25 protein-coding genes are annotated in these 26,566 nt (G+C 40.0%); 16 read left to right on the top strand and 9 right to left on the bottom strand.

Going from position 1 to position 26,566, the window contains the following annotated elements:
- Positions 1-153: 153 nt before the first annotated feature.
- On the top strand, positions 154-1,590 hold the full coding sequence (locus AAHB15_RS08380; RefSeq protein WP_335572173.1) for a glycoside hydrolase family 1 protein: 1,437 nt from the start codon (positions 154-156) through the stop codon (positions 1,588-1,590).
- 293 nt (positions 1,591-1,883) lie between these two features.
- Complete coding sequence (locus tag AAHB15_RS08385; RefSeq protein ID WP_342042182.1) at positions 1,884-3,905, top strand: glycoside hydrolase family 3 protein; 2,022 nt, start codon at positions 1,884-1,886, stop codon at positions 3,903-3,905.
- Positions 3,906-3,982: 77 nt separating this feature from the next.
- Here the strand turns inward: AAHB15_RS08385 and AAHB15_RS08390 are convergent, their stop codons facing one another.
- The gene (locus tag AAHB15_RS08390; RefSeq protein ID WP_342042183.1) at positions 3,983-5,158 is read right to left on the bottom strand and encodes a sulfite reductase subunit alpha; all 1,176 of its coding nucleotides are present in this window, start codon (positions 5,156-5,158) and stop codon (positions 3,983-3,985) included.
- A gap of 445 nt (positions 5,159-5,603) precedes the next feature.
- Here AAHB15_RS08390 and AAHB15_RS08395 point away from each other — a divergent pair, with 445 nt between their 5' ends.
- Genes AAHB15_RS08395 through AAHB15_RS08410 form a run of 4 tightly spaced genes read left to right on the top strand, consistent with a single transcriptional unit; the run spans position 5,604 to position 9,637 of the window.
- The gene (locus tag AAHB15_RS08395) at positions 5,604-6,803 is read left to right on the top strand and encodes an amidase (RefSeq protein WP_342042184.1); all 1,200 of its coding nucleotides are present in this window, start codon (positions 5,604-5,606) and stop codon (positions 6,801-6,803) included.
- Positions 6,804-6,828: 25 nt separating this feature from the next.
- Positions 6,829-8,484 carry a gamma-glutamyltransferase gene (gene ggt / locus AAHB15_RS08400; protein WP_342042185.1) on the top strand — a complete coding sequence of 552 codons (1,656 nt, stop codon included), beginning with the start codon at positions 6,829-6,831 and terminating at the stop codon, positions 8,482-8,484.
- 44 nt (positions 8,485-8,528) lie between these two features.
- Complete coding sequence (locus AAHB15_RS08405; RefSeq protein ID WP_335572177.1) at positions 8,529-9,110, top strand: chromate transporter; 582 nt, start codon at positions 8,529-8,531, stop codon at positions 9,108-9,110.
- Positions 9,107-9,637, top strand: coding sequence for a chromate transporter (locus AAHB15_RS08410; RefSeq protein WP_251570564.1), 531 nt, complete (start codon positions 9,107-9,109; stop codon positions 9,635-9,637). The genes AAHB15_RS08405 and AAHB15_RS08410 overlap by 4 nt, the downstream gene beginning before the upstream one ends.
- A 54-nt stretch (positions 9,638-9,691) precedes the next feature.
- On the opposite strand, the gene uraH is transcribed toward AAHB15_RS08410, so the two are convergent.
- From uraH to AAHB15_RS08435, 5 genes are all read right to left on the bottom strand, one after another.
- The gene (gene uraH / locus AAHB15_RS08415; RefSeq protein WP_342042186.1) at positions 9,692-10,045 is read right to left on the bottom strand and encodes a hydroxyisourate hydrolase; all 354 of its coding nucleotides are present in this window, start codon (positions 10,043-10,045) and stop codon (positions 9,692-9,694) included.
- A gap of 53 nt (positions 10,046-10,098) precedes the next feature.
- Positions 10,099-11,514: an NAD(P)/FAD-dependent oxidoreductase gene (locus AAHB15_RS08420; protein WP_335572179.1), complete on the bottom strand. Its 1,416-nt coding sequence runs from the start codon at positions 11,512-11,514 to the stop codon at positions 10,099-10,101.
- A gap of 55 nt (positions 11,515-11,569) precedes the next feature.
- Positions 11,570-12,079, bottom strand: a complete 510-nt coding sequence (uraD, locus tag AAHB15_RS08425) for a 2-oxo-4-hydroxy-4-carboxy-5-ureidoimidazoline decarboxylase (RefSeq protein WP_335572180.1) — start codon at positions 12,077-12,079, stop codon at positions 11,570-11,572.
- Positions 12,080-12,097: 18 nt separating this feature from the next.
- Positions 12,098-13,423, bottom strand: coding sequence for a nucleobase:cation symporter-2 family protein (locus AAHB15_RS08430; RefSeq protein ID WP_335572181.1), 1,326 nt, complete (start codon positions 13,421-13,423; stop codon positions 12,098-12,100).
- Between the two features lie 211 nt (positions 13,424-13,634).
- Positions 13,635-15,236: a PucR family transcriptional regulator gene (locus AAHB15_RS08435; protein WP_342042187.1), complete on the bottom strand. Its 1,602-nt coding sequence runs from the start codon at positions 15,234-15,236 to the stop codon at positions 13,635-13,637.
- A 199-nt stretch (positions 15,237-15,435) separates the two neighbouring features.
- On the opposite strand from AAHB15_RS08435, the gene allC reads away from it, so the two are divergent.
- The 9 genes from allC to queE all read left to right on the top strand — a co-directional run bounded on the left by allC (position 15,436) and on the right by queE (position 24,204).
- The gene (gene allC, locus AAHB15_RS08440; RefSeq protein ID WP_342042188.1) at positions 15,436-16,683 is read left to right on the top strand and encodes an allantoate deiminase; all 1,248 of its coding nucleotides are present in this window, start codon (positions 15,436-15,438) and stop codon (positions 16,681-16,683) included.
- A 15-nt stretch (positions 16,684-16,698) separates the two neighbouring features.
- On the top strand, positions 16,699-17,961 hold the full coding sequence (locus AAHB15_RS08445) for a pyridoxal-phosphate-dependent aminotransferase family protein (protein ID WP_342042189.1): 1,263 nt from the start codon (positions 16,699-16,701) through the stop codon (positions 17,959-17,961).
- Positions 17,962-18,055: 94 nt separating this feature from the next.
- Positions 18,056-18,886 (top strand): spore coat protein, encoded by an 831-nt coding sequence (locus AAHB15_RS08450; RefSeq protein ID WP_335572185.1) that lies wholly within the window; start codon positions 18,056-18,058, stop codon positions 18,884-18,886.
- A 125-nt stretch (positions 18,887-19,011) separates the two neighbouring features.
- Positions 19,012-19,809 carry a hypothetical protein gene (locus tag AAHB15_RS08455; RefSeq protein WP_335572186.1) on the top strand — a complete coding sequence of 266 codons (798 nt, stop codon included), beginning with the start codon at positions 19,012-19,014 and terminating at the stop codon, positions 19,807-19,809.
- Positions 19,810-19,994: 185 nt separating this feature from the next.
- Positions 19,995-21,182 (top strand): MalY/PatB family protein, encoded by a 1,188-nt coding sequence (locus tag AAHB15_RS08460; protein ID WP_335572187.1) that lies wholly within the window; start codon positions 19,995-19,997, stop codon positions 21,180-21,182.
- A gap of 79 nt (positions 21,183-21,261) precedes the next feature.
- Entirely contained in the window at positions 21,262-22,200 is a 939-nt protein-coding gene (locus AAHB15_RS08465; protein ID WP_342042190.1) for a carbohydrate kinase family protein, read from the top strand.
- Between the two features lie 146 nt (positions 22,201-22,346).
- Entirely contained in the window at positions 22,347-23,009 is a 663-nt protein-coding gene (queC, locus tag AAHB15_RS08470) for a 7-cyano-7-deazaguanine synthase QueC (protein ID WP_335572189.1), read from the top strand.
- A gap of 3 nt (positions 23,010-23,012) precedes the next feature.
- A complete protein-coding gene (gene queD / locus AAHB15_RS08475; RefSeq protein WP_342042191.1) occupies positions 23,013-23,495 on the top strand; it encodes a 6-carboxytetrahydropterin synthase QueD in 483 nt (160 codons plus the stop codon).
- The gene (gene queE / locus AAHB15_RS08480) at positions 23,488-24,204 is read left to right on the top strand and encodes a 7-carboxy-7-deazaguanine synthase QueE (protein WP_335572191.1); all 717 of its coding nucleotides are present in this window, start codon (positions 23,488-23,490) and stop codon (positions 24,202-24,204) included. The genes queD and queE overlap by 8 nt, the downstream gene beginning before the upstream one ends.
- Before the next feature lie 43 nt (positions 24,205-24,247).
- Here the strand turns inward: queE and AAHB15_RS08485 are convergent, their stop codons facing one another.
- Genes AAHB15_RS08485 through AAHB15_RS08495 form a run of 3 tightly spaced genes read right to left on the bottom strand, consistent with a single transcriptional unit; the run spans position 24,248 to position 25,201 of the window.
- Entirely contained in the window at positions 24,248-24,478 is a 231-nt protein-coding gene (locus AAHB15_RS08485) for a hypothetical protein (RefSeq protein ID WP_335572192.1), read from the bottom strand.
- 55 nt (positions 24,479-24,533) lie between these two features.
- On the bottom strand, positions 24,534-25,103 hold the full coding sequence (locus AAHB15_RS08490) for an FUSC family protein (RefSeq protein WP_342042259.1): 570 nt from the start codon (positions 25,101-25,103) through the stop codon (positions 24,534-24,536).
- Positions 25,037-25,201: a hypothetical protein gene (locus AAHB15_RS08495; RefSeq protein ID WP_342042264.1), complete on the bottom strand. Its 165-nt coding sequence runs from the start codon at positions 25,199-25,201 to the stop codon at positions 25,037-25,039. The genes AAHB15_RS08490 and AAHB15_RS08495 overlap by 67 nt, the downstream gene beginning before the upstream one ends.
- Before the next feature lie 164 nt (positions 25,202-25,365).
- On the opposite strand from AAHB15_RS08495, the gene AAHB15_RS08500 reads away from it, so the two are divergent.
- Complete coding sequence (locus tag AAHB15_RS08500) at positions 25,366-26,490, top strand: NAD(P)/FAD-dependent oxidoreductase (protein ID WP_342042192.1); 1,125 nt, start codon at positions 25,366-25,368, stop codon at positions 26,488-26,490.
- Positions 26,491-26,566 lie beyond the last annotated feature (76 nt).

A 26,566-nucleotide genomic window follows, 5' to 3' on the forward strand; every position in this document is an offset into this window, starting at 1 on the left:
CAAGTGACTTCCAGTGTGATTAAGAACTAGATCACGTTAACTTATTTACTATTTTGCAAAATATCGTTACGATTCCTAATGAAGAAAAGAGATTAAATTCAAACAACTTAACAAATATTAACTACTATGGAAAAAATATCAGGGGGTAACCAAATGGAAAATTATCAATTCCCAAAAGGATTTTTATGGGGAGGAGCCACAGCAGCCAACCAAATGGAAGGCGGATATAAAGAAGGAAATAAAGGATTAAATATTGCCGACGTCCTACCGGGAGGAAAAGAGAGATATAACATTCTATTAAATCCAGGGTTTGATTTTGAAATCCACCCAGAAAAATACAGCTATCCAAATCATGAAGCGATTGATTTTTATCATCGCTATAAAGAAGATATTGCCTTGTTTGCGGAAATGGGCTTCAAGGCATTTCGGATGTCGATTGCCTGGACACGAATTTTCCCAAATGGTGATGAATTAGAGGCAAATGAAGAAGGTTTAGCCTTCTATGATCGGGTGTTTGATGAATTGCACAAGTATGGAATTGAGCCTGTTGTCACCATCTCACACTATGAAATGCCTCTTCACCTTGTAAAGGAATATGGCGGCTGGAGAAACCGCCAAGTGGTGACTTTCTTTGAAAGATATGCAAAAGCCATTTTCAATCGTTATAAAAATAAAGTGAAGTACTGGATGACTTTTAATGAAATCAATAGCGGCTTGGTGATGCCCATTCAAGGTCTTGGTTTCTCGATTCAAAAAGAAGAAGATAAATTCCAGCCAACCTTCCAGGCGTACCATCATCAATTTCTTGCTAGTGCGATTGCCGTTAAAGCGTGCCATGAGATCATTCCAAATTCGCAAATCGGCTGTATGATCCTCTATGCCCCTGTCTATGCTTTTGATAGTAATCCAGAAAACGTACTGTATTCCCTTCAGGAAGAACAGCTGTTCAATTACTTTTGTGGAGATGTCCAAGTGCGCGGGGAGTATCCAGCTTTCATTAATCGCTATTTTAAGGAGCATCAAATTGAACTAGAGATTCAAGATGGCGACCTAGATATAATTAAGGAAGGTAAGGTTGATTATATCGGCTTTAGTTATTACATGTCGAGGACAGAAAAAAAGGTGAAGACAGATGAAGAAGCTTCACAAGGAAATATTATTGGCGGGGTGAAAAATCCATTCCTAAAAGCAAGTGATTGGGGCTGGGAAATTGACCCTGTAGGGTTACGGATTTCTCTCAATAAACTTTATGACCGTTACCAAATTCCACTCTTTATTGTGGAAAATGGTTTAGGGGCATATGACAAGATAGAAGAAAACGGTTCGATTAATGATGACTATCGAATTGATTATCTTCGTGAACATGTCAAGGCAATGGGTGAAGCCATTGAAGATGGAGTCGAGCTGATGGGCTATACGACTTGGGGATGTATCGATATGGTGAGCATGTCTTCAGGCGAGTTCTCCAAACGTTATGGTTTCATTTACGTGGACAAACATGATGATGGCAGCGGGACATTGGAACGCAAAAAGAAAAAGTCTTTCTACTGGTATAAAGACGTTATTTCGGCAAACGGTGAAAAACTATAATAAATTTATTAAGGGCTACTTCGGTAGTCCTTTTTCTATTATAAAAAAATAAAAAATGACTTTGAGAATTGTCCAGGGGCTCGGGGTCATAAGCCCCTGGACAAGGCGCTTCCACTTTTCTATAAAAAACACAAATTCTCCTAAAAAAATTCTCTACTAGATATGAAATGAAAGATTATAAAATGAATAGGAGATGGAAGCGCTTTCTTGAATAGTGGGGTGAATGAAGGTTGTAGGTTATTTAGGTCTTTTTTTTTGAAAAATTTTATTATGTAAAAGGGGGAGAAAAAGATATGAAACGATTCTCGAAAAGAACAGCATCTTTAACACTTGCCGCCTTGATGCTATCATCGACAGTCATTTCTTATGCAAGTGCGGAGCAGGGAAAATCAAATGGTAATAAACAAAATGCACCTAAGATTACAGTGACGACCAAAAACATTCTAGTACAGGGTGAGAAGAAATTCAAAGACTTAAATAATAATGGCAGGCTCGATCCATATGAAAACTGGCAGCTTCCAACCGACGTACGTGTAAAGGATCTTGTCAAAAAGATGACACTTGAGGAAAAAGCGGGGATGATGCTGATTACAGAGTTTCCGAAATTTACAAATAACAAGTTAGTCTTGCCAAATAAATTAATTGATCAAAATACACGATACTTCATTTTCCGGCAAACCCCAACTGCTGATGTTATCGCTGATTATAATAATCAGCTTCAAGAGGCAGCAGAAGGATCAAAATTAGGAATCCCAATTGTCATCACATCAAATCCACGAAATCATGCATCAACGGATTATACGAATAGCAGCGAAGGGGCAGGCTTGCATTCATTTTGGCCAGGTCCATTAGGACTTGCGGCAACCCGTGATACCAGTCTAGTCAAGGATTTTGCTGAAACCGCGGCGAAGGAATGGAGAGCGGCAGGGATTCGCAAGGTATATGGATATACAGCAGATATTGCGACCGATCCGCTTTGGGCAAGAATTGAAGATACATTTGGCGAGCAGCCTGCACTTGCTTCAGGCATGATTTATAACGTCATCAAAGGTTTCCAAGGGGATGAACTTGGGAAAGACAGTGTTGCGATTACCGTTAAGCATTTTCCGGGCGGCGGAGCACGAGACAATGGCTTAGATCCACATTTTCCAGAAGGAAAATTCAATCCATATCCAACTGATGGAAGCTTGTTAAAATATCATATTCCAAGCTTTAGAGCCGCTATTACGGCTGGCGTGTCTTCCGTGATGCCTTATTATGCTTATCCAAGCAATACGAGTGCTGACCAAGGGTTACCATGGTTTAGTCCTACGCAGCAATTTGAGGAAGTAGGCTTTGCATTAAACAAAGCGATTATTACCGATCTCCTCCGAGGCCAGCTTGGTTTCAAGGGGTATGTTAACTCTGATACAGGCGCAGTCGGCAATAATGCCTGGGGTGCAGAAGGGTTAACGCCTGAACAAAAATTTGCAAAAGCTATTAATGCTGGGACAAATATTATCTCTGGCGCATCTGATCCAGCTCCTATCATCGATGCGGTAAAACATGGCCTACTTAAAGAAGAAAAAGTAGATCAATCTGTTTCATTTTTACTGTCAGAAATGATGAAATTGGGTCTTTTTGAAAACCCTTACGTAGATAAACAGAATGCCCTAGATGTTGTTAATAATCCTGAATCACAAAAAAAGGCGGATGCAGCACACAGGAAATCCCTTGTTCTTATGCGTAACGATAAAATTAATGGTGAGAATGTCCTTCCATTGAGTGATGGAAAAATTGACAATGTTAAGCTTTATGTTGAAATGTTCCCAGGTGGAAATGACGCGGCGGCGACGAAGAAATTAAGAGAAACCATTCAAAAATATGACCCATCGATCACAGTAACAGATAATCTTGCTGAAGCCACACATGCATTCGTATGGGTTCGACCTGTTCAATCGAACTGGGACAATAACCCACGGATTTCAGTAGGTCCTGAAACAGGCATCACGAATGTCGACCGGATTATCGAAATTCAGAAAACTGTACCGACCATTACGACCATTAATTTCACGAATCCATGGTTAATAGACCAAATTGAACCGAATGCAGCAGCAGTGGTTGCGACGTTTGGAACGAAGGCAGAGGCAATTGTTGATGTCATTCGCGGCAAATTCAATCCGACAGGAAAACTTCCATTCACCATTCCAGCTAATAAAGCAGCTGTAGACGAAGAAGTTGGAGATATTCCTGGATATGAAGAAGATCCCTCATATGTTTATAAAAATAAGAGTGGGGACAAGTACGGATTTGATTTTGGATTGAATTATAAATAAGTAGTTTAAAAAAGAGTGACCCATAACAAGTTTATGGAGTCACTCTTTTAATTAGATTTATTTAAAACCCATGTATTTTAATATACATCCCGCAGGTAACGTCCTTGCTCTTTCATAGCATTTAGATAGACTTCAGCTTCTTCAGGGGTCTTTGAGCCTTCTTTTTCAATAACCGTTAATAGGGCGCTATGAACATCTTTCGCCATATATTGCTTATCTCCGCAAACATAGAAGTATGCTCCATTTTCGAGCCATTCGAAGAGTTCTTTACTGTTTTCAAGCATTTTATGCTGTACATATACCTTTTTCTCGCTATCACGGGAGAACGCAGTTTCTAATCTCGTCAATACGCCCTCTTGCTGATATTTTTCTAACTCATCTTGATAAAGGAAGTCTGACGCTGCATGCTGATCCCCAAAAAATAACCATGTGCGACCGTCTGCTTTTGTTACTGCCCGTTCTTCGATAAAGGAACGGAATGGTGCAATACCTGTTCCAGGACCAACCATGATAATATCTTTCTCTTGCGATTCTGGCAGATGAAAGTGTTTATTTGGCTGTACAAATACTGGAAGTATTTCGCCCTCTTGAGTACGTTCCGCAACTAAAACAGAACAAACACCTTTACGATCGCGTCCGTGCGCATTGTAACGAACTGCACCGATGGTTAGATGAACTTCATTAGGATGGGCTGCCATGCTGCTAGCAATGGAGTAAAGACGCGGTGTCATTTTTCTTAATAGAGAAACAAACTCTTGGGCAGAAGCCTTCCAAGGACCGAAATCACGTAACATATCAAGTAAATCACGACCGTTGGTATATTCTTTTAGCTGTGCTGCATTTTCAACTAAAACAAGGTTTTTTAGCTCATCATTTTCTGTGAATTCTGCTGACGCTTGGAGAATCTTTTTCGACAGTAACGTGATTTCAAAGTAGTCGGTTAACGCCTCTTTTAATGGAAGTGTGTCGCCTTGCTTATTAATGGTTACGGCGGTTTTTTCATCCCAATGCATTTCTTCTAGAAGTGAAGCTACAAGTTCTGGATCATTCTTTGGGACAACACCAAGGGCATCACCCGGGATATAAGAAAGACCTGACCCTTCCAATGATAGCTCAATATGCCTTGTTTCTTTACTAGAGCCTGCACCATTTAGATTGACGTTTTTAAGAACCTTCGCTTCAAAAGGATTTGTTCTTGAATATGCGGTCGGAACCTTTTTGTCTCCATTTTTGTTTACAGTAAGTTGCATCATCTTCACCTCATAATTGTAATATTTACTAGTTATTGGCTTGATTAGTTGTGTTTTTTTCTCTTTTACATCTTCCATTATATCTAAATAATATTAAATTTCCCTTAAAAAAGGCTTATAAAATTTTTTAATTATTAAGATAAAATTAAGAATTTAATTTTATCATAAAATCTATCCTGAAAAACAGGAAATTAATAAAATTTTGAGAGTTTTAGCATTTTTGTTCAGAAAATCAGTTCCTTTTCACGGAGCTGATTTTTTTATTATTTATTTGTGTTCAATGATTACCCAGTATAAGGTTTTCTCGATAGACAAAGTTGTTACTACAGGTAGATTGTGTTTAGTCAATTTAACCAAAATCGCTTTTATCTTTAGACAGAATACCAATGACTCGTTTGAATTTTCTCATTATAATAATCTATAAAACATAGAGTCGTGGAGGTAAGGTATGAATGAGCATTGGAATGCCTTTATGAATAACAATTTGAAGATGAGTCCGACTGGTTCTGGTAGTTTAAATGGACGGACATTTGCGGTTAAGGATGTATTTGATCTCAAAAATTATCATTCCAGTGCCGGAAATCCAGATTGGCTGCGAACCCATAATCCTGCAACACAAAATGCACCCGTGGTGGATCTGTTATTGGAACAGGGGGCATATCTGAGGGGAACGACCCATTCAGATGAATTAATGTACAGTTTGAATGGGGAAAATTTCCACTATGGGACACCCATAAATCCGCGTGCAGAGGAGCGGATTCCAGGTGGTTCCTCAAGTGGTTCTGCGGTAGCAGTTGCTGCAGGACTAGTCGACTTTGCTCTCGGAACGGATACAGGAGGATCGATTCGCATTCCATCTTCCTATTGCGGGCTATTTGGAATTAGGCCAACACATGGGCTTGTGAATATCAAGGGCGTGATACCACTCGCTAAATCCTTTGATACGGTAGGGTGGATGACCAAAAATCCAGAACTATTGCTGGCGGTCGGTGAAATTCTCATTAACCAGGAAGAGACATCTGAAGGGTTTGAATATGTTCTTTTTGAAAAAGAAGCATGGTCTTTGGTAGAAGCAGAAACAAAGGAATGCTTATTACAAGTTGCTTCGATTTTACAAGCGTTATTTACTAACACCAACTCGGACTACATATCAGTGGAAGGGCTGTCAAAATGGGCAGAGCTTTTTCGATCCATCCAAGGCATAGAGATTTGGATGGAACATGGTGCCTGGATTGAAGCGGTAAAGCCAACCTTTGGACCGGGGATTAGGGAACGATTTGAATGGGCGAGTACCCTGAATGTAGTTGAGCTAGGTCCTCTAAATAACAGAAGAGAAAAAATAAAACAAAGTCTGTCGGGTTTATTAAAAACAAATGGATTATTGGTGATTCCAACTGCTCCGGGTGAAGCTCCCTTACGCCAGTTATCAATGGAGGAAATGGAGTTGTATCGTACAAGAACGCTGCAGCTTACGTGCATCGCAGGATTAACTGGCTTTCCGCAAGTGACCATTCCTTTGATGAAAAGGAATGGAATCCCAATCGGGCTGTCGTTTATCGCGAATCAATTCCAAGATATAAAGTTACTAAAATTCATCCAGCGTCTGTCGGAGATATTGCTCGAAAGAAATGTGAAAATTGCAAATTAAATAATTTATGGAAGGATGTAAGGTCATGAATAATCAAGCATTTTGGTCATACCGCCCAACCACCATGTCTCCCAATGTGATGATTACAACTCCGCATTATTTGGCCTCGCAAGCCGGTATGAAGGTTTTGCAGGAAGGAGGAAATGCCGTTGAGGCGGCGATTGCGGCAGCGTCAACGATTGGGGTGGTCTATCCTCATATGAATGGAATTGGCGGCGATAATTTTTGGTTAATCTACAATTCTAACGATAAAGAGTTAAAGGGGTTAAATAGCAGCGGCCGATCTGGAGAATACGCAACGATTGACTTTTACAAAAAACAGGGGCTTGGAACAATTCCAGCTCGGGGGCCGCTTGGGGCAAATACCGTTCCCGGGGCCGTCGCCGGTTGGGAAAGGGCCTATGTGTACTCAGTTGAAAGGATGAAGGGAAACATTACATGGGAGCACATATTGCAATCGTCTATCCATTATGCAAAAGAGGGCTTCCCGGTTACCCCGAGCCAAGAATATTGGACCAATATAAACTTAGATGAAACAAACAATCAGTTTCGAAATTTACAACGATTTTCGGAATTTAAAAAGATTTTTACAAAAACTACTGGCTTTTCCTATCATTCTGGTGAAATAATGAAACAGAAAGATTTAGCTATAACTCTAGAACGACTGTCAAAAGAAGGAAGCCGCCTATTATATCAAGGGGAGGTTGCAAAGATCATTGTGGAAGATCTCCAATACAATGGAGGCTTATTAACATACGATGACTTTGTTTCCCACCGTTCCGACTGGGTAAAGCCTCTTTCGGTCGACTACCGAGGTTATGGCGTTTACAACTTACCTCCGAATACTCAAGGATTTGCTTCCCTATCCATTTTAAATATATTGAATCAGTTTGATGTACCAGAGATTGAGGAAGGGTCTGCTGATTATTATCATCTATTGATCGAGGCTACTAAACTAGCATTTGAGGATCGTGATCAGTATTTAACGGATCCTGATTTTTCCCATATTCCTCTAGAAGAGCTAATTTCTTTAAAAAGAGGAATGGAGTTAGCGGCCCAAATCGACTATACCAAGCCGATCAATCTTCAGAAACAATTGGATCCAAAAGGAGATACCGTTTGGTTAGGGGTAGTAGACCAGTATGGGAATGCGGTTTCGCTCATCCAAAGTATTTATCATGAGTTTGGGTCTGGGTTCATCCCAAAAGATACAGGGATTGTGTTGCAAAATAGGGGCAGTTTTTTTTCGCTAGATGAGAACCATGTAAATTGTCTGCTGCCTAAAAAACGAAGCTATCATACGTTGAATCCTGCGATGATCTTTAAGGGCGGTGAGCCTTATTTGGTGTATGGTACAATGGGAGGAGAAGGGCAGCCTCAAACTCAAGCAGCTCTTGTGACAAGAATACTTGATTACCATATGCCGATCCAGGCAGCGATAGAGGCGCCAAGGTGGTTATATGGCCGAACTTGGGGTGCTGAATCCAATAGCGTTAAAATCGAAGGAAGAGTACCGAATGAGATTACCGAATCGCTCCGAAAAAGAGGACATCAAGTGGAGATTGTCGAAGACTTCACGGATGTGATGGGCCATGCCGGTGTCATCAAAATTGATCCTGATAGCAACATTAAATTTGGCGGTGCAGATCCAAGAGGTGATGGAGCAGCGCTAGGATTCTAGATTTTTAATCTTAAAAAGGCAAACATGAAAAAAGGTGAATATACGTGAAACTTCAACGAGATTTATTTATTGGATTTTTCAGATCCGGGCTGTTAGGCTTTGGCGGTGGACCATCCGCCATCCCACTCGTACATAAAGAAGTAGTGGGTACGTTTAAATGGATGAATGACCAAGAATTTAGTGATATTTTGGCCCTCGCCAACACGCTGCCCGGACCTATCGCAACAAAGATGGCTGGGTATATCGGCTACCGGCTAGGTGGGATATTAGGCATGATAAATGCTATATTGGCTACTGTTTTACCAACCATTCTAATGATGCTCGTCTTATTAACTTCTTTTAATCAGTTTAAGGATAACCCAAGAGTTCAAGGGATGACTGGTGCAGTGGTGCCAATTGTGGGTGTGATGATGGGAACCTTAACATGGGAGTTTTTGAAAAAATCAAAGAATGGCTGGGGCTGGAAGAAGGGGATTCTCCTCTTGGCCGGTAGTTTTGTTGTGATGGAGATCTTCCATGTACATCCAGGTATTGTCGTAGGAATTCTACTGGTTGCGGCATTAGTGATTCCTGATAAAAAAGAAAAGGTCGAAATGACCATGAAGGAAAAAAGTGAGAGCCTATGATTTATATTCAAATATTTATCGCATTTTTTATTCCAAGTATTGTTGGATATGGGGGCGGCCCGGCATCTATTCCTTTAATCGAACATGAGGTAGTCAGCCGCTACGGTTGGGTCACTACTGGTGAATTTAGTGAGATTTTGGCCTTAGGAAATGCTTTGCCAGGACCAATCGCCACCAAAATGGCCGGCTACATTGGTTTTGAAGTGGGCGGGGTGTTAGGAGCTGTCATTGCTGAATTTGCAACCATCGCCCCGTCCTTAATCTTAATGATTGTTCTTTTACAGTTAATCTTCAAATATAAAGATTCACCAAGAGTAAAAAGATTGTCCAAGATCGTAGTGCCAACTGTGGCGATTTTAATGGCGGGTCTTACTTATGACTTTATTAAAACATCCTATACCTCTAATGGATTAGTACAAACCATCATAATCGCTGTTGTAAGTTTATTATTATTGGAAAAATGGAAGGTACATCCGGCCTTTGTAATTGTAGGAGGATTGGCCTATGGTGCATTATTTTTAGGGTAGCTCATAAAAAACGTCATTCTATCACAGAAAAACAGATAGAATGACGTTTTTTAATTAACTGCCCCGGTAGATTTGATAGCCGTAAGGGGATATAAGCAACGGGACATGATAATGACTGTTTAAGTTTGAAATACCAAACCGAACCGGAACTTGGTCTAAAAAAAGAGGATCCGGGAGCGGCATGTTCTTACTTCGAAAATAATCTCCGATATGGAAGTTAAGTTCATAGGTGCCCATTTTCATTTCTTCTGCTGAAAGAAACGGCCGATCTAGTCGTCCGTCAGAATTGGTTATTGCGGTCTTTATTAAATACCATTCCTTGTTTGATAAGTAATATAGCTCAATAGTCACATTTCCCGCAGGCTGACCATGTGTTAAATCGAGAATATGTGTAGTTAAACCAGACATTGCCGCCACTCTCCATTTAGTAAAATAAAAGCACCACCGAGAGCTAGCAGGGGCTAGCTCTCAATGGCAGTTAAATCGGCGATAAATTCCTGCTCTTGATAATTAAAGTAATCATCAAGAATTTCTTCAGAATTATCCAAAAAAAGTTGATCTGCTACTGCTGAAACCAGTTTTGGAATCCCAAATCTCATCCCTGAAAGGGCAGAGGCTAAAATCCCGCAGCTGATTAAAGCGGAGTAGTTGTATGCAAACAGGCCGTATAAGCGATTTTTACCTTCCTTATCCCGGCTTTGGAGAGCAAAACCTGGGCTGAGATAGGGGTGCGAATCAATCAAAGGATTGGCTATGTCAATTGGAGCATTATAACGGTCACTCCAGCGGGCAATGTGTTTTTCAACTAACTTAAGCTCTGGCCGTAAAGCGGGATCCGTCACTAGACCTGTGCTAATAATTAAGAAATCAAAGGAGAATTTTCCTTGAGGTGTTGTCACTACAACCTCATCACTTTTAGCCTCTACATCGAGCCATGGAGAACCTAAGTGCAGTTGAAAACCAGGCCGCGAGGATGCACGTTCAAACGTATCATTGGTGGGGGGCTGACTATGTCTAAAGAAATGAGACATCACCTTATATTTATTTTCGTCTGATAAAGTCTGAAAGCGTTCAATCAGTCCAGAACCCTCCATCTGGCGGATGGGGTTAATTCGCTGTATCTCATTGCGTCGAACAAAGACATGGGCTTCTGCCACTCCTTCTGATAAAGCAAAATGGGCATTATCAAAGGCGGAAGCACCTCCTCCTAAAATAGCAATCTTTTTACCTTTTAAGGCCGGAAAATCGATTTTCTTTGAAGTATGCGCATAGAGATGGGAAGGGAGTTTTTCAGAAATTATTTTAGGGACGTGCCACTCACCTCCGCCTTGGATACCTGTTGCTAAAATGACTTTACGGGCTAAAAGTGTTGAGGTCTCAGGGGTATTCAGGTGCAGTTTGTAAATACCCGCTTCTACAGGCTCAAGCAGATTTAGTTTTACCTCATTTCTAACTGGAAGCCCGAGCACCTCCCGATACCAGCGAAGGTAGTTCATCCAGTCGCCGCGTGGAATCTTATCAATAGCTTCCCAGCTCTTTTCGCCAAATTGGGCCTCCCACCAAGCACGAAAGGTGAGGGAGGGGATGCCAAGATCGATAGAAGTTAGATGTTTTGGTGTTCTTAACGTCACCATCCGGGCGTAGGTTTCCCAGGGTCCTTCAAACCCCTCGCAGTTTTCGTCAAGAACAAGGATATTTGTAACACGATCCCGCATAAGTCCAAAAGCGGCGGCTAAACCGCTTTGGCCGCCGCCGATAATAACTACATCATATACATGTCCTTCAGGATGTTGGAGAGGGTGCACCCAGCCTGAACCGCCGAATGAAAGATAGGAAAGATCTTTTTTAACTTGCTCGTTTAATGCTTCTAGGCTCATAAAATATCATCTCTTTCATATGTGTATTCTCTTTTTTAGAATTAAAACCCCATTTTTACAAAACTGTACTGTCAGTAATTTTCTCCTCTAAACGAAGTAAGGCAATTTTATAAATCTCATAAAGGGCTGTTTCAAACTCCTTTTCTATTGAATGGTGAATCCTTTCTTTCATCACTTCGTAAATCTGCTCTTTGTTTTTTCCGCGGACAGCTAAGATAAAAGGAAAACCGAATTTCTCCATATACTGTTGATTCATCGAGATAAATTGGTTGTATTCCACAGGTGTAAGGTTCTGTAGACCGGCTCCTTGTTGTTCCTGAACCGAATCAGCCGTCATCGCTGCCCGGTCTCCTAAGTTAGGGTGGGCTTTAATCAGGGCTAATTTCTGTTCAAGTGATGAGTTTTCAACAATTTTAACCATTTCTTGATGTAAGTGATAAAGAGAACTGAATGGTTTTAATCGTTCCGCTTGTTCTACGATCCAAGGTGAATGCTCAAAGATACCGCCTGTAATTTCGATAAATTGTTCATAAGTGGTATCGTTTAACTTCGTAATTGTGTACATGGTGTTCCAATCCTTTCCTTACAAGCCTTTTGCATTGGATGCTAATGGTGAATCTGGTACAACGTTTAAGGAAGCTTTGGTTCGCTTTGTTAGCACTAAATTTAGAAGGATTGCACATATACTGCCTGTAATAATTCCATCACCTACAAGAATTCTGAGGGTTTCTGGAAGCACTTTAAACAACTCAGGAACCACTGTGGATCCTAGGCCTAATGAAATGGAACAGGCAATAATTAATAGATTGTTATTATCAGAAAAGTCGACACGGCTCAGCATTTTAATCCCAGAGGACACCACCATGCCAAACATAATGACTGTTGCTCCACCGAGGACAGCAGTAGGAATAATCGTTGCTAAGGCGGCAATCTTAGGAACAAGGCCTAAGCCGATTAAAATAATACCTGCTGCAATGGTGACACTTCTATTTTTGATGCCTGAAAGTTGAACAAGACCGACATTTTGTGCAAAAGTACTGTAGGGGAAGGCATTAAATAAACCGCCAAGGGTAAATGCAATTCCTTCTGTTCGGTAGCCGCGGATAATGTCTTTTTCAGAAAGTTCTTTACCAGTAATTTTACTTAAAGCAAGGAAGGCGCCTGTTGATTCGACGAGGATGACGGTTCCGACAATAATCATTGTTAACATAGGGACAATCTCAAAAGTTGGAACACCAAAATAGAATGGAGTCGGGATACGGAACCAAGCAGCATCTGCGACAGCTTGCAGGTTCACTTTTTCCATAAAAGCAGCAACAATCGTTCCAGCGATAATTCCGAGCAATACCGAAATGGCACGCATGAAGCCTTGAAAGAAACGATTCATCAATAATATGAAGGCTAAGACACCAAAGGAAAGGATCAAGTTTTCGGAAGAGCCAAATTCAGGGCTTGAAGCGCCGCCGCCCATATTCCTAATCCCAGTAGGTATGAGGGATAGGCCGATAATGATAACCACTGTTCCGGTTACAACTGGCGGGAAGAGTTTTAATAGTTTTCCATATACATTGGCAAATAGGATAATGAATATTCCAGCAGCGATGATCGATCCATAAATGGCTGTAATCCCATAATTGGTACCAATCGTAATCATTGGAGATACAGCAACAAATGAAGTTCCTAACACAACCGGAAGGCCAACTCCAATATATTTATTGTTGATGGATTGCAGTAAGGTTGCGAGTCCACAAGTCAGCAAGTCAATGGCAATCAGGAATGCTTGCTGATGAGGAGTGAATTTTAATGCGCCGCCAACGATAAGTGGTACAAGAATGGATCCTGCATACATAGCAAGTACATGCTGTAAACCCAATGAGAAAATTTTTGGCTTTCCGATTTTTTCGTTCATGAGTAAATCCTCCCTTAAATAAGTTCAACCCCTAATGTCATAAAAGCTAACATCATATGTAATGATTAGTTACATAATAATCAATTAACCAATAACTGTCATTGTGTAAACTAACTAAAAATTCAGATTTACACTATACATTTTGTACAATAATAATAAAAAACCCAAGCCGCTCTATGTGACGTGTCGGCTTAGGTTTTTATAAAATCCATTAGCTTTCTAATAATGATTTGATTCTTAACGCTAGTCTGATTTGTAGGGTCGTTTCGGAATCCTTTAAGCTTTTCCCTAGAATCTCCTCGCATTTTTCAATTCGATAAACCACTGTATTGCGATGAACAAACAATCTTTTTGCTGTTTCTGAAATCTGACAGTGTGTTTCTAAAAAGACCGATAATGTTTCCAGCAAGGATTGTTCTTCTTCTATCTTTGTCGAGCTAAAACCGTTGAGGGTGAAGGAATAAAAATTTTTTAAGTCCTCAAGAGGGATCTGCCGCAGCAATTCCATAATGTCTTTTGTATGGTAGGTTTGTATATATTCTGTTTTCTTTGAAAGTTTACCTTGTGATAGAGCGTCTGCAGCCTCAGTATAGCCGTCTTTAGTATGTAAGAAATTCTGACATAAAGTACTTACACCAAAAGAAATCGTATTGCCTAAATATTTAGATACCTTTTCTTGAAGTTGTATTAAGCAGGTCTCCACATAAACAATCGGGGAATGGTCGTGATCTTGAACTTCAAATAACAGGATGCAAGAATCAGCTTTCTTGAAAAAGTGAATCTTTTGTGTGTAAGCTGAAAATTTGCCTTCAATAAAATCAAAAACATCATCCTCCTTCTCGTGGCGCTGAGTGTAAGTAGGGTGGAGAAGATTTCCGTCAATTTTGCCGACTGCACAAATATACATCTGTTTATGATGTAGTGAAAATTCCTCAGCTCGGCCAATGATTTCCTCCTGGGAGGCGAAGGTACCGTTTAAAAAGTGCAGAAAGAAGTCATTGCGGATACTTCGATCATGTTGTTTAAGAGCATTTTCCTTCATTAATGCAAATGAAATAACATTAGCAGCTTGTTCTATCGTTAAAAGGGTTAATTGATCATTTCTTTCTATTTCTCCGATAATCATTAGAAATCCGTTTTTCTTTTCACTGATGTTGACAGGGAATAAGGTACAATTTTGTTTTGTGGATAAGAAAGAAAAAGTAATCGGAAATGAACTGGCTGCAGGAATCGAAATCCCGTCAAATAATGAAGAAAAGTCCATGTTCATGATTGGCTGAGAAATAGGTTTGAAATGCTGGTCGATTAATTGAACTGGCCGCTTGATCATCTGGGATAAATCCTGAAGTAAGGATTGGACTCCTTTTCCCTGCATAATGATATTTGTGAATTGCTTATGGGTTTCGAGCACTAATTTTAACTCGGCAGCTCTTTTATCAAGGATCGTATGAAAGGTTAGATTTACGATTTGTCCAAGAGAGAGATCTAAGGGAAGTTCTATGATTGGTAAGGATAACTCGTTAGCAAGGGAAATCACTTCATCTGGGATTTTGTCTAAGAAACGTTTAGTCTTGATGCCCAAACCTGCGCAGCATTGTTCAGACATTGCTTTTACTAGTTCGGATAGCAGGTGAGGGTGATCTTTAAGATGATAAGCGGTGGTGATTAGAAATTCGTTTTGGTTTAAAAATTGAATGATATCAGGTGCATCCATCATATTGACTGATTCCACTTCGTTCTCTTTTCCGGACTCTCCTGCAATGATTTGCATTCCTTCTAAATGAGGAATGGTCAAAAGTTCATACACTTTCATCGAAAGCACTCCTTATGATAGAAAATATAACACTTGAAGTTATGTAATTGGTTTTTATTGTAACAAACTTTTTAGTTATTTTGCATAAAAGATTTAGAAAATTTTTACGAATTAGCTAATGTAGTTCATTTGTTCTGATTGTAAACTATTATTATAACTATATATGTTATTATATGTAACATTTGAAGGAGAGAAGAAGATGGCCATTCAAGTAAACAAACAGTTTTTAGATAAAGACCAGGTTGGAAACATGATTGAATGGCTTGCTGCATTTGGGCAAACCGAACATGGAGGAGTAACAAGACTTTTGTATTCACGTCCTTGGCTGGAGGCACAGCACGCATTAAAAAATAAAATGGACCAAATGAAATTACAAACGCATTTTGACAGTGTAGGAAATTTATTTGGAAGATTGCCAGGAACGGATACAAGCGAGAAAACCATTCTGACAGGCTCGCATATTGATACTGTCGTAGACGGAGGCAAATATGATGGGGCATATGGTATTATTGCTAGCTTTGTAGCTGTCTTAAGGTTATTTGAAACATATGGATACCCAAAAAAATCCATTGAGGTTGTCTCTTTATGTGAAGAGGAGGGAAGTCGTTTCCCGTTAACCTTTTGGGGATCAAGGAATATTTGTGGGGAATATACTCTTGACCGTGTAAAGGATATAAAGGATGCTGAGGGTATAGAATTTTTAGATGCCATGAAATTTGCTGGTTTTGATCCGCATGCCTATACATCCCCAGTTCGGGGAGATATCGAAAGTTTTATTGAAATTCATATCGAACAAGGAATGGTTTTGGAAAAAAATCAGAACCAGGTTGGGATTGTCAGCCATATTGTCGGACAACGCCGCTATACCATCCGAATTAAGGGAGAAAGTAACCACGCTGGTACAACACCCATGCAATATCGGAAGGATGCGGTGTCGGCTGCATCCCGGCTGATTTCTTTTTTAACTGAAAAAATAAACGAAGTGGACTCAGGATTGGTCGCAACGGTTGGCAGGCTGCAGGTTAAACCTAATGTTCCAAATGTAGTGGCTGGTGAGGTGGAGTTCAGCTTGGATATTCGACATCATCAGGAAAGTGTCATTGATCAATATTGCGGTGAGATTTTTGCCGAGTTTGAACGAGTTACAAAAAACCAGGAAATGGAACTTTCTATTTCTCAGTGGATGGATGTGAAGCCGGTTCAGATGGACGTACAGATGGGAGAGCTGGCACGAAAAATAGCGGAGAAAAAAAATATCCGTTATCAACCCATAATCAGCGGTGCAGGACATGATGCCCAAGTTTTCGGTGATGTCTGTCCGACCACTTTATTATTTGTACCAAGTCAGCAGGGAATTAGTCATTCCCCAAGTGAATTCACGAGTCTAGATCATTTAGAAGTAGGAATTGATTTATTAACCGAGGTTTTATATAAATTAGCTTATTAAAGGGAGATGGAAGATATGTTATTTTCGGAGTTACATACACCAAAACGGACAATTATGACCCCCGGGCCGGTGGAAGTGGATCCGCGTGTATTACGTGCGATGAGTACACCTATTTTAGGACAATTTGACCCTGCTTTTACAAATATTATGAACGAAGTTATGGAAATGCTCCGCCAGGTTTTTCAAACGAAGAATCGTTGGGCCTTTCCGATTGACGGGACATCACGTTCTGGTAATGAAGCGATTTTATGCAGTATTATTGAACCGGGTGATAAGGTGCTTGTCCCCATTTATGGCAGATTTGGACATTTATTAGTAGAAATTTGTGAGCGGTATGGCGCCGAGGTGTATACGTTGGAATGTCCTTGGGGAGAGGTTTTTGAACCACAAGTTTTGATTGCTGAAATCAAGAAAGTTAATCCAAAAATAGTCGCCATTGTTCATGGTGAAACCTCAACGGGGAGAATGCAGCCGCTTGCAGAAATTGGTAAGGCTTGCCGAGAACGTGATGTTTTGTTCGTGGTCGATGCGGTTGCCTCTATTGGGGGAGTGGAAGTCAAAACGGATGAATGGTACATTGACGGTTTAATTGGCGGTACACAAAAGTGCTTATCCGTTCCTTCTGGGATGGCGCCCATCACGTATAATGACCGGATTGAAACCATTTTGTTTGCTCGTAAAAAAGTCGAACGCGGGATTGCGACAGAAGAAGACTTGCGTTTTATCCGCAGTAAACATGTGATTAGCAGCAATTATTTTGATTTAAGTATGCTTCAAGATTATTGGGGTCCTAGAAGACTCAATCATCACACAGAAGCAACTTCGATGATTTATGCTCTGCATGAAGGCTTGCGGCTTGTTTTAACAGAAGGGCTTCAGCCGCGATTTGATCGCCATATGCTGCATGAAAAAGCTTTAATTGCTGGACTCGAGGCGATGGGGTTAAGACTATTTGGCGATTCAAGATATAAGCTGCCATGTGTTACTTGTGTTGAAATTCCAAATGGGGTTGATGGTGAATCTGTTCGAAAAATGCTGCTTGATGAATTTAGTATAGAAATCGCCTCCTCATTTGGCCCTTTACACGGAAAAATCTGGCGGATTGGGACGATGGGGTATAGCTGCCGAAAAGAAAATATCCTTGCTGTTTTAGGTGCATTAGAAGCAGTTTTGATTCGTCACGGCGTGAATGTTATTCGCGGAGAAGGATTGCAGGCCGCTCTTGATGATTATAAAATACCACGTTTAGCAGGCATGGCGGTGGAAAAACCATCCTAAATTTACCATTTAGCAGAGGGCGATGATACACATATAAGAGAAGCTTCGTGAAGATAATACCTTTGTTACAGAAAAACAAAAGGGAGTGTTATCCATGCCATTCGGTGCACATGAAGCAATGGAAGTCCATGAAATATTAACAGAAAAAATAAATATGATTAATCATTTTAATCTCTATGCACAACAAGCGAAAAACCCTCAGTTAAAAGAAATGATTCACCGTCACCTGCAGGAAGAGATTAAATCTTATGATACGATCGTTTCTTATACACATGATTATCAAAATTTCGCTCCTATGTCGCCAAATACGAATGTTGGTTCCGTTAAACCAGACCAAATCCAATATGGACTTGATAATCCAAGTATGTTAGCTCCAGAGTCTAATACAACCTTCAATGATTATGAAATCGCAAGTGCCTTGCTCATCTGTCATAAAAATGGCGCTGCGAATGGAGTAAAAGCTACTTTAGAAATTGCCGACCCAAATCTTCGTCAAGTACTTTTAAACGGTGCTGTTAATTGTGTAAATCAGGCGTATGAAGTATTTTTATTTATGAATCAGCAGGGACAATATCAAATCCCAACGATGAGAGATCATACGGCGAAAACATATTTACACACTTTTCAACCTGTCAGTGAATCTTTAAAAGCTCAATACGTTGTAAATCCTATTCAAGCTCAGGGCGCTGACCAAGGGATGATGTTAAATGCGATGGGTGGTACTCAAATGAACCAGCCAACACATGTTTCAAGATCAGGTCAAAATATAATGCCGATGGGTCAAACCATGCAATCTCTTAGTGGTATGGCAGCTAGTGGGAACATGCAACAGCAACAGCCGCAGCATGTTCAAAACCCAATGTATGGTCAGATGATGGGAAATCAATCCAATATACAGCAAGGCACTCAGCATTATAATCATTAAGCATTTATTAGTGGACGTGGATAAAACCATGTCCACTTTTGTTCTAGCAATATTTTCAATCTTAGAGCTTTGTCCCATTCCATTTCTCGGCCAGCGAATATGATTAATTAAGGCAGGTGAGAGAGATGTATTTAGTTGGTTTTTATTCGCCAAAGGCAAAATCAGGGGTTACCGAATTGTCTGTTTCAATTTATCATTGGTTAAAAACAAACACTACTTTATCTGTTGCATTCATTTCCTATGGCTCCTTAGAAAGAGAAAACACATCAAATGAACTAATCCATGAATTTTCTAAGTTGTCGGTTACCGAACAAAAGCGGAAAGTGAAACAAATGAAAAAAGCCCATGACATCACCATTTATGATGCTTCGAGTCAGTTATCAGAAGGGGTATTAAAGCTGTTACCGATTGTCGACCGTTTGTTTGTAGTTGGGGAAGAACATAATGAATTCGCTTACAAGCTTCAGCAAATCATCCAATTTGATAAAATTTTTGATAAAAACGTAAAAAGTTTTATTGCTCATTTACGGGGAAATAAAACGTTTATTCTTCAGGAAAATAAGGACAACCATGTGATTGGATTTAATTATTCCAAGCAGGAGACAAATGATATCGGACAAATGATCTATACCGATTATGTAACACATTACTTAAATGAGAAGTTAATTGATAATAATGAAAAGGTCTTTAGAAAGATCAAGAAGATCCCAAAAGAAGATTTATTTAATGGCCTCTATGAACTAGGGATTGATTTCGAGAAAGCTATGCTTTATGAAAGATACGTAAAATTACGAGAACTCATGGGGCAAACCTACGAAGATGCGCTAGAAGACCTCTTTCCACTCTTCATGCACACCCCCTTCCCACAAATTCTAGACAAACTCCAAGCCGAACTCTATGTGATTTCCAAACTCGATTTCTAACTTTCGGTGCCTGTCACCATTAGTACTGCCAGGATGTTAGAATATGTCTTGGTAGTATTTATCTTAAGTAAGAGAATTAATGGAAAATTTGGCTGCAATAGGTTACCATTTGAGTAAGATGTAAATTATATGTAATGTCTCATTACAAAGTTCAACCATCTATTCGACGACGAAGGGTGATATTCATGAAATACAATTTTGATGAAATTGTTAATCGGAGAGGGACTTATTCCATTAAATGGGATGGAGGTGACATGATTAAAAAGATTGGGCTTACGGAAAGGTATGACGAAGAGACCATTCCGTTGTTTACGGCAGATATGGATTTACCTGTGCCTCAACCCTTAATAGATGCCTTACATAAGACGGTTGATCACCGGATTTTCGGTTACTCCATTTTTCCGGATGAATATTTTGAAGCCATCCAACATTGGTTTAAAAAGAGACATGATTGGGACATCAAGAAGGAAGAAATTATATATAGCCCTGGAACTGTCCATGCCTTAAACATTGCAGTCAGAGCATTTACTAATCCTGGTGAAGGAATCATTATTCAACGGCCTGTTTATCCTCCGTTTACGGCAGCGATTGAAGCTAACGGCAGGGAACTCCTTAATAATGCTCTTAAATGTGATGAAAGAGGATATTATCATATTGATTTTGCGGATTTTGAGGAAAAGGCTAAAGATGATAACACAAAAATGTTCATTTTATGCAATCCGCATAACCCAACCGGAAGGATATTTTCCGAAGAAGAACTACATAAATTATCGGATATTTGTGCCGCCAATAATGTCCTAATTGTTGCGGATGAAATCCATGGAGATTTAATTCGTCAGAATCAAACTTTCCTGCCAATCGCTAAAATAGCAGAAAATGCCGACCATATTATCTCGTTTACAGCTATCAACAAAACGTTTAATCTTGCTGGGCTTCACTGTACCAATGTGATTATCTCAAATCCTAAACATCGAAATACGTTCATTCGTGTAATGGGCAACCATTTACCGTCGCCGTTCACCGTTTCAGCCTTAATATCCGTCTATCATGATGGTGAAGAATGGCTCGAGCAGTTAAAAGAATATATTGACGGTACAATGGAATGGGCGGTCCAGTTCTTAGCGGAAAGGATGCCGAAAGTAAAGGTGAGAATACCTGAGGGTACTTATATTATGTGGATGGACTTTAGCGGATACGGCTTAACACCTGAAGAGGTTCATGACCGCATATATAATAAAGCAAATGTCATTCTTGAAGACGGAAAACTGTTTGGTGAAGAAGGATTGCACTATCAAAGAATTTGCATTCCATCTCCTCGCCCATTAATCAAAGAAGCATTTGAGAGGATTGCCAGGGAATTTTCTAATCTTTAAATATTTGAGAAACCCATTCTTACATGTACTATTATAAGGATGGGTTTTTATCATTATTTGTATATAAAGGAGAAGGATCTTGGGAAATCAAGGAGTCATTTCACTAGGCGATGCATTTGTCGACTATGTATCAGTCGATTCCACAAATACGAAATTCCAGCCACTGCTTGGTGGGGCAACTGTTAATGTAGCAGTGGGTACTAGCAGGCTTGGAATTCTTACCTATTATTTGTGTAAATTAGGTAAGGATAAAATCAGCACATTTGTCGAGCAAGAATTAACGAAAGAGGGCATTAATACTGATTTCTCTGTTCAAACGGCAAGTAAAAAAATTTGTGGTGTCTATGTTCATACAAATGAAAGCGGCGAGCGTTATTTTCACTCTTACATAAACGAAACACCAGATGAAGTATTAACAGCAAATGAAATTAAGAAAGAAGTTTTTGACCATGCGAAGGTTTTTTATTTCGGTTCAGGAACTCTTTTCCACGAAAAATCAAAAGAGGCAACAGAAACTTCAATACTATATGCAAAGGACTGCGGTAATTTGATCGCGTTTGATACGAATATTCGCTTAAAACGTTGGGAGAGTGAGGAACAATGCCGGCAAACGATAATTTCCTTTTTAAAAAAAGCCGATCTTGTAAAAATCGCGGAGGATGAGTTATATTTTTTGACTAAAACCAATTCTTTTGAGGCCGGATTAGAAGCATTATCAGTTTGGAAAATTCCTTTCCTATTTGTTACAATGGGGGCTAAAGGTGCTTACGCTGTGATGAATGGTAACAAGGTATTCTCGTCAGCTCCGAAAGTAGAATCGGTTGATACCACTGGTGCGGGTGATGCTTTTATGTCGGCACTTTTATACTGTTTTCACGAAAAAGGGAAGCCCACTCATCAATCCCAATTAATAAAGTACCTTCAATTTGCCAATCATGTTGGGGCTGCAGCAACGACAATGATTGGTTCTTTGACAGCCAATTTAGATTTTTGTGAATTAAAAAAACAACATCTGTAGGTACCCTTTTTCAATTCTTTATGATATTATTCTAGTATTGAAATTTTAGAGTAGAGGTTCTAGTCCCCCTCGTTAAAAAAACTAAGATGAAGCAGTACTTCTATCTTGGGGTGCTGTTTTTTCTATTTGAAAGGAGATTCCTTAGTATGTTAAAGGATGAAAAAGCAGTTGTTGTATTCAGTGGCGGCCAAGACAGCACCACTTGTTTATTTTGGGCTTTAAAACAATTTAAAGAAGTAGAAGTTGTTACTTTTGATTATAACCAAAGGCATTCTTTAGAAATTGAGTGTGCCAAAAATATAGCGAATGAACTTGGTGTCAGGCACCATATTTTAGATATGTCTTTATTAAACCAATTGGCACCCAATGCATTAACCCGGAATGACATCGAGGTGAAAGAGGGCGAGGATGGCGAGCTTCCATCAACCTTCGTTCCTGGACGGAATCTTTTATTCATCTCATTTGCAGGCGTTCTGGCGAGCCAGGTTGGAGCAAAACACCTTGTAACCGGTGTGTGTGAAACGGACTTCAGTGGTTACCCAGATTGCCGTGACATTTTTATAAAATCCTTAAACGTGACCCTAAACCTGTCGATGGATACGGAATTTGTCATTCATACTCCATTAATGTGGCTGGATAAGGCTGAAACTTGGCAGCTTGCCGATGAACTTGATGCCTTGGAATTTGTAAGAGAAAAAACCCTAACTTGTTACAACGGAATTATTGCCGACGGCTGCGGGGAATGTCCTTCCTGTCTATTACGAAAAAAGGGCCTTGAGAATTATTTATCAACAAGAGAGGCGTTATAAAAAATGTATGGTTTCCGCATTGTCGATAAACTTCAAAAAATTAAAGAGGATATCCAGCCGAACCAATTAAAATACCATCACAAAAGGGTGATGGTCAGTAAAGAATTCACTTTTGATGCCGCACACCATCTGCATTGCTATGAAGGAAAATGCAAAAACCTCCATGGTCATACCTATAAAGTAATTTTTGGCTTAAGCGGTTATGTAGATGAGCGGGGCCTGATGATGGATTTCGGCGATATTAAAGAAATTTGGAAAAATGAAATTGAAATCCACCTTGATCACCGTTATCTAAATGAAACCTTACCTCCGATGAATACAACGGCTGAAAACATGGTGGTATGGATATACGAGAAAATGGCTGAGGCGTTAAAGCAAGCAGAACGGCAAGAAAAATATGCAGGGGCAAGGGTAGAGTTTGTCCGTTTATTTGAGACACCAACAAGCTATGCTGAAGCAAGACGGGAGTGGATGGAAAATGAGTAAAATTCCCGTAATGGAAGTATTCGGGCCTACCATTCAAGGTGAAGGGATGGTCATTGGACAAAAAACGATGTTTGTCAGAACGGCCGGATGCGATTATTCTTGCAGCTGGTGTGATTCTGCCTTTACATGGGATGGTTCGGGAAAAGATGATATCCGGATGATGGAAGCAGAAGAGATATGGACCGAATTAAAACAAATTGGCGGTGACAATTTCTCTTTTGTGACTATTTCTGGAGGTAATCCTGCTCTTTTAAAAAATCTCGATACGTTGATCGATATTTTGAAGGATCATCATATTAAAATTGGGTTGGAAACTCAAGGGAGTAAGTGGCAGGATTGGTTTTATAAGATTGATGAATTAACGATTTCACCGAAACCGCCAAGCTCCAACATGGTAACTGATTTCCAAGTGTTAGATAAGATTATTGATAACCTGAAAGAAAGTAATGTGAGCTTAAAAGTCGTCGTTTTTGATGATCAGGATTATGAGTATGCAAGAAATATTCACCTCCGCTACCCTGACGTTCCTTTCTTTGTGCAGGTTGGGAATAATGATATCACAACCCCAGACAATAAGGAGCTCCTATTGTACCTATTAAACCAATATGAACGCCTTATTGATAAGGTGATGCTTGACTCAGACCTTAATGATGTTAAAGTTCTACCGCAGCTGCATACGTTTTTATGGGGAAATAAAAGAGGAGTTTAACCGAGGTCTGACCTACACAGCTAATTAGTGTTAAAGTGATGGGTCAGCCCTCGTTTTTATTTTCCTTTAATTTTTCTAATAATTGATATGTTTGGTTAAAGATGGTTAATAGGTGTTGATGTTTCTCAAGTTCAGCGGGAATGGAAATGGTTAATAGATTACTTTGTTCCATAACATCAGCTTTTTGATTGTAAAATTGAGCCAGTGTGGTTAGTTGTTTTGCAAAAACTATTCGGTCTATCGTATTTATGTCGGCTTCTTTTGACCAAGTCATAAATGTTTCTATTATAATTTTTATGTAAATAAATCCTTCTGATAATAGTGTAATTCTATTGCAAACTTTCATTTTCATCTTTTAGCACAAATTTACAAAGTTCAAGCTCTTGTTGGAGATTCTTGAGTTTGTTTTGTATTTCCTTTTCCTTTGTGTTGTCAACTCCATTTTCAACCCATTGTGCTGTATTGGTAAATGTACTTGCTAGGGTGTTGGAATACTCCTCGGATATTTTTAAGGCCTGTTTTAAATAATTAGGTGGATGGATGATCATTTGGATGATCACCGCCGTAATTGCCCCAATTAATGTATCCCGAAACCGGTCAATCGGATAGCCACCTGATTTATGGCCTAATACAAATACAAGCAGTACGGTTAAGGCGACTTGGTGTATCGCTGTTTCAGCGCGTTTTAACCATTTTGCCATAAAGCAGCCAATGATAATCAGACCTCCAAGTGTCCACCCATTAACTCTCAAATAGGGCTCAAATAAAACGACTACGATGATTCCAATGACGGTTCCTACCATACGGTGGTAGGAGAAACGGATGGAACGGTTTATAGTTGTTTGTAAACAAAGAATAACCGAATAGGAGCCAAGTATGGATGGGTAGAACCTGCTAATTTGGCAATCTCCCATGATAGTGCCGAGGCAGCCCCGATTTTCCAAATCAAAACCGTTTTATTTTCCATTTGTTTTTTTAATTGCTTCTTTGATTTCATTAAACATCCTCTTATTTAGTCTAAGTGAATACCACAAGGATAGTTTTACCGAGGTAGATTTTATTATTCGATATCAGATTAACCACAATGTTTCCTACTATTAGCTATTTTTGTTACTATTAAATTTGAAAATACATATTGAAAAAATACTTAAAAGGTGACTTATGAAAAAAATTATCGTAATAGGTGCGGGAATTCTGGGAGCATCAACAGCATATCATCTTGCCAAGTATGGCTCAGAAGTTGTTTTAATAGACCGGCATGACCCGGGCCAAGCCACCGATGCGGCAGCGGGAATTGTTTGTCCTTGGCTCTCACAGCGGAGAAATAAAGCCTGGTATCAGCTGGCAAAAGGGGGAGCACGCTATTATCCCGAGTTAATTGCTCAATTGGAAGCAGATGGAGAAACAAAAACAGGTTATAAGCGTGTCGGCGCAATTAGTCTTCATACTGATCCTGAAAAACTTGAAAAAATGGCTGAGCGAGCAAGAAAACGGCGGGAGGATGCGCCTGAAATAGGCGAAATTACCATTTTGAGTCCTTCTGAAACAAAGAGTTTATTCCCGCCGTTATCGGAAGAATATGGATCTGTATTTGTAAGCGGGGGGGCCCGCGTTGATGGCAGAGCGATCCGTGACGCCTTGATGAGTGCTGCACAAAAAAATGGAACTACTTTTATTAAAGGAAACGCTGCTATTGTTTCCGAGGGAAATCGGATTATTGGGCTTAACATGGAGGGCACCTTTTTGCCTGCAGACCAGGTAATTGTAACTGGAGGGGCTTGGTCTAAAGAGCTATTAGAGCCGTTAGGGGTTGAGTTTTTAGTGAAGCCGCAAAAGGCACAAATCATTCATCTTGAATTGCCTAATGGAGATACTGGTTTATGGCCAGTGGTCATGCCGGTCACAAATCAATATCTCCTTACTTTTGAGGATGGACGGGTCGTCGTGGGTTCCACCCATGAAAATGAGGCTGGCTTTGATAACCGCGTAACCGCAGGCGGCATACATGAGATTTTGAATAAGGCTTTAGAGGTGGCACCAGGACTTTCAGATGGTACTTTTGTTGAAACGAGAGTAGGGTTCCGCCCTTTTACGCCAGGCTTTTTGCCTGTGGTAGGGGCATTGCCTGATTTCGAAGGGATCTATGTTGCAAACGGACTTGGTGCCTCGGGGCTTACGAGCGGTCCGTACATCGGAGCTGAGTTAGCTAAGCATGTCGTAGGGAAGCCAACAGAAATAGATTTTACTCTTTATGATGTGGCGGGTGCGATTGGCAAACTAGAGTAATTCGTGGCTAGTGTGTTTGACCATGCGGACAACAAAGGTTCAAAAAGATGTAGAACGAGAGACAATCTGTCCTCAA

This window comes from Bacillus sp. OTU2372, assembly GCF_038440275.1.
GTDB classification, from domain to species: Bacteria; Bacillota; Bacilli; order Bacillales; family Cytobacillaceae; genus Neobacillus; species Neobacillus bataviensis_B.

Bases quoted from the DNA above. Each gene is read 5' to 3' on its own strand.
- AAHB15_RS08380 (WP_335572173.1), top strand. From the start codon at position 154: ATGGAAAATTATCAATTCCCAAAAGGATTTTTATGGGGAGGAGCCACA.
- AAHB15_RS08385 (WP_342042182.1), top strand. From the start codon at position 1,884: ATGAAACGATTCTCGAAAAGAACAGCATCTTTAACACTTGCCGCCTTG.
- AAHB15_RS08390 (WP_342042183.1), bottom strand. From the start codon at position 5,158: ATGATGCAACTTACTGTAAACAAAAATGGAGACAAAAAGGTTCCGACC.
- AAHB15_RS08395 (WP_342042184.1), top strand. From the start codon at position 5,604: ATGAATGAGCATTGGAATGCCTTTATGAATAACAATTTGAAGATGAGT.
- ggt (WP_342042185.1), top strand. From the start codon at position 6,829: ATGAATAATCAAGCATTTTGGTCATACCGCCCAACCACCATGTCTCCC.
- AAHB15_RS08410 (WP_251570564.1), top strand. From the start codon at position 9,107: ATGATTTATATTCAAATATTTATCGCATTTTTTATTCCAAGTATTGTT.
- uraH (WP_342042186.1), bottom strand. From the start codon at position 10,045: ATGTCTGGTTTAACTACACATATTCTCGATTTAACACATGGTCAGCCT.
- AAHB15_RS08420 (WP_335572179.1), bottom strand. From the start codon at position 11,514: ATGAGCCTAGAAGCATTAAACGAGCAAGTTAAAAAAGATCTTTCCTAT.
- uraD (WP_335572180.1), bottom strand. From the start codon at position 12,079: ATGTACACAATTACGAAGTTAAACGATACCACTTATGAACAATTTATC.
- AAHB15_RS08430 (WP_335572181.1), bottom strand. From the start codon at position 13,423: ATGAACGAAAAAATCGGAAAGCCAAAAATTTTCTCATTGGGTTTACAG.
- AAHB15_RS08435 (WP_342042187.1), bottom strand. From the start codon at position 15,236: ATGAAAGTGTATGAACTTTTGACCATTCCTCATTTAGAAGGAATGCAA.
- allC (WP_342042188.1), top strand. From the start codon at position 15,436: ATGGCCATTCAAGTAAACAAACAGTTTTTAGATAAAGACCAGGTTGGA.
- AAHB15_RS08445 (WP_342042189.1), top strand. From the start codon at position 16,699: ATGTTATTTTCGGAGTTACATACACCAAAACGGACAATTATGACCCCC.
- AAHB15_RS08450 (WP_335572185.1), top strand. From the start codon at position 18,056: ATGCCATTCGGTGCACATGAAGCAATGGAAGTCCATGAAATATTAACA.
- AAHB15_RS08455 (WP_335572186.1), top strand. From the start codon at position 19,012: ATGTATTTAGTTGGTTTTTATTCGCCAAAGGCAAAATCAGGGGTTACC.
- AAHB15_RS08460 (WP_335572187.1), top strand. From the start codon at position 19,995: ATGAAATACAATTTTGATGAAATTGTTAATCGGAGAGGGACTTATTCC.
- queC (WP_335572189.1), top strand. From the start codon at position 22,347: ATGTTAAAGGATGAAAAAGCAGTTGTTGTATTCAGTGGCGGCCAAGAC.
- queD (WP_342042191.1), top strand. From the start codon at position 23,013: ATGTATGGTTTCCGCATTGTCGATAAACTTCAAAAAATTAAAGAGGAT.
- queE (WP_335572191.1), top strand. From the start codon at position 23,488: ATGAGTAAAATTCCCGTAATGGAAGTATTCGGGCCTACCATTCAAGGT.
- AAHB15_RS08485 (WP_335572192.1), bottom strand. From the start codon at position 24,478: ATGACTTGGTCAAAAGAAGCCGACATAAATACGATAGACCGAATAGTT.
- AAHB15_RS08495 (WP_342042264.1), bottom strand. From the start codon at position 25,201: ATGAAATCAAAGAAGCAATTAAAAAAACAAATGGAAAATAAAACGGTT.
- AAHB15_RS08500 (WP_342042192.1), top strand. From the start codon at position 25,366: ATGAAAAAAATTATCGTAATAGGTGCGGGAATTCTGGGAGCATCAACA.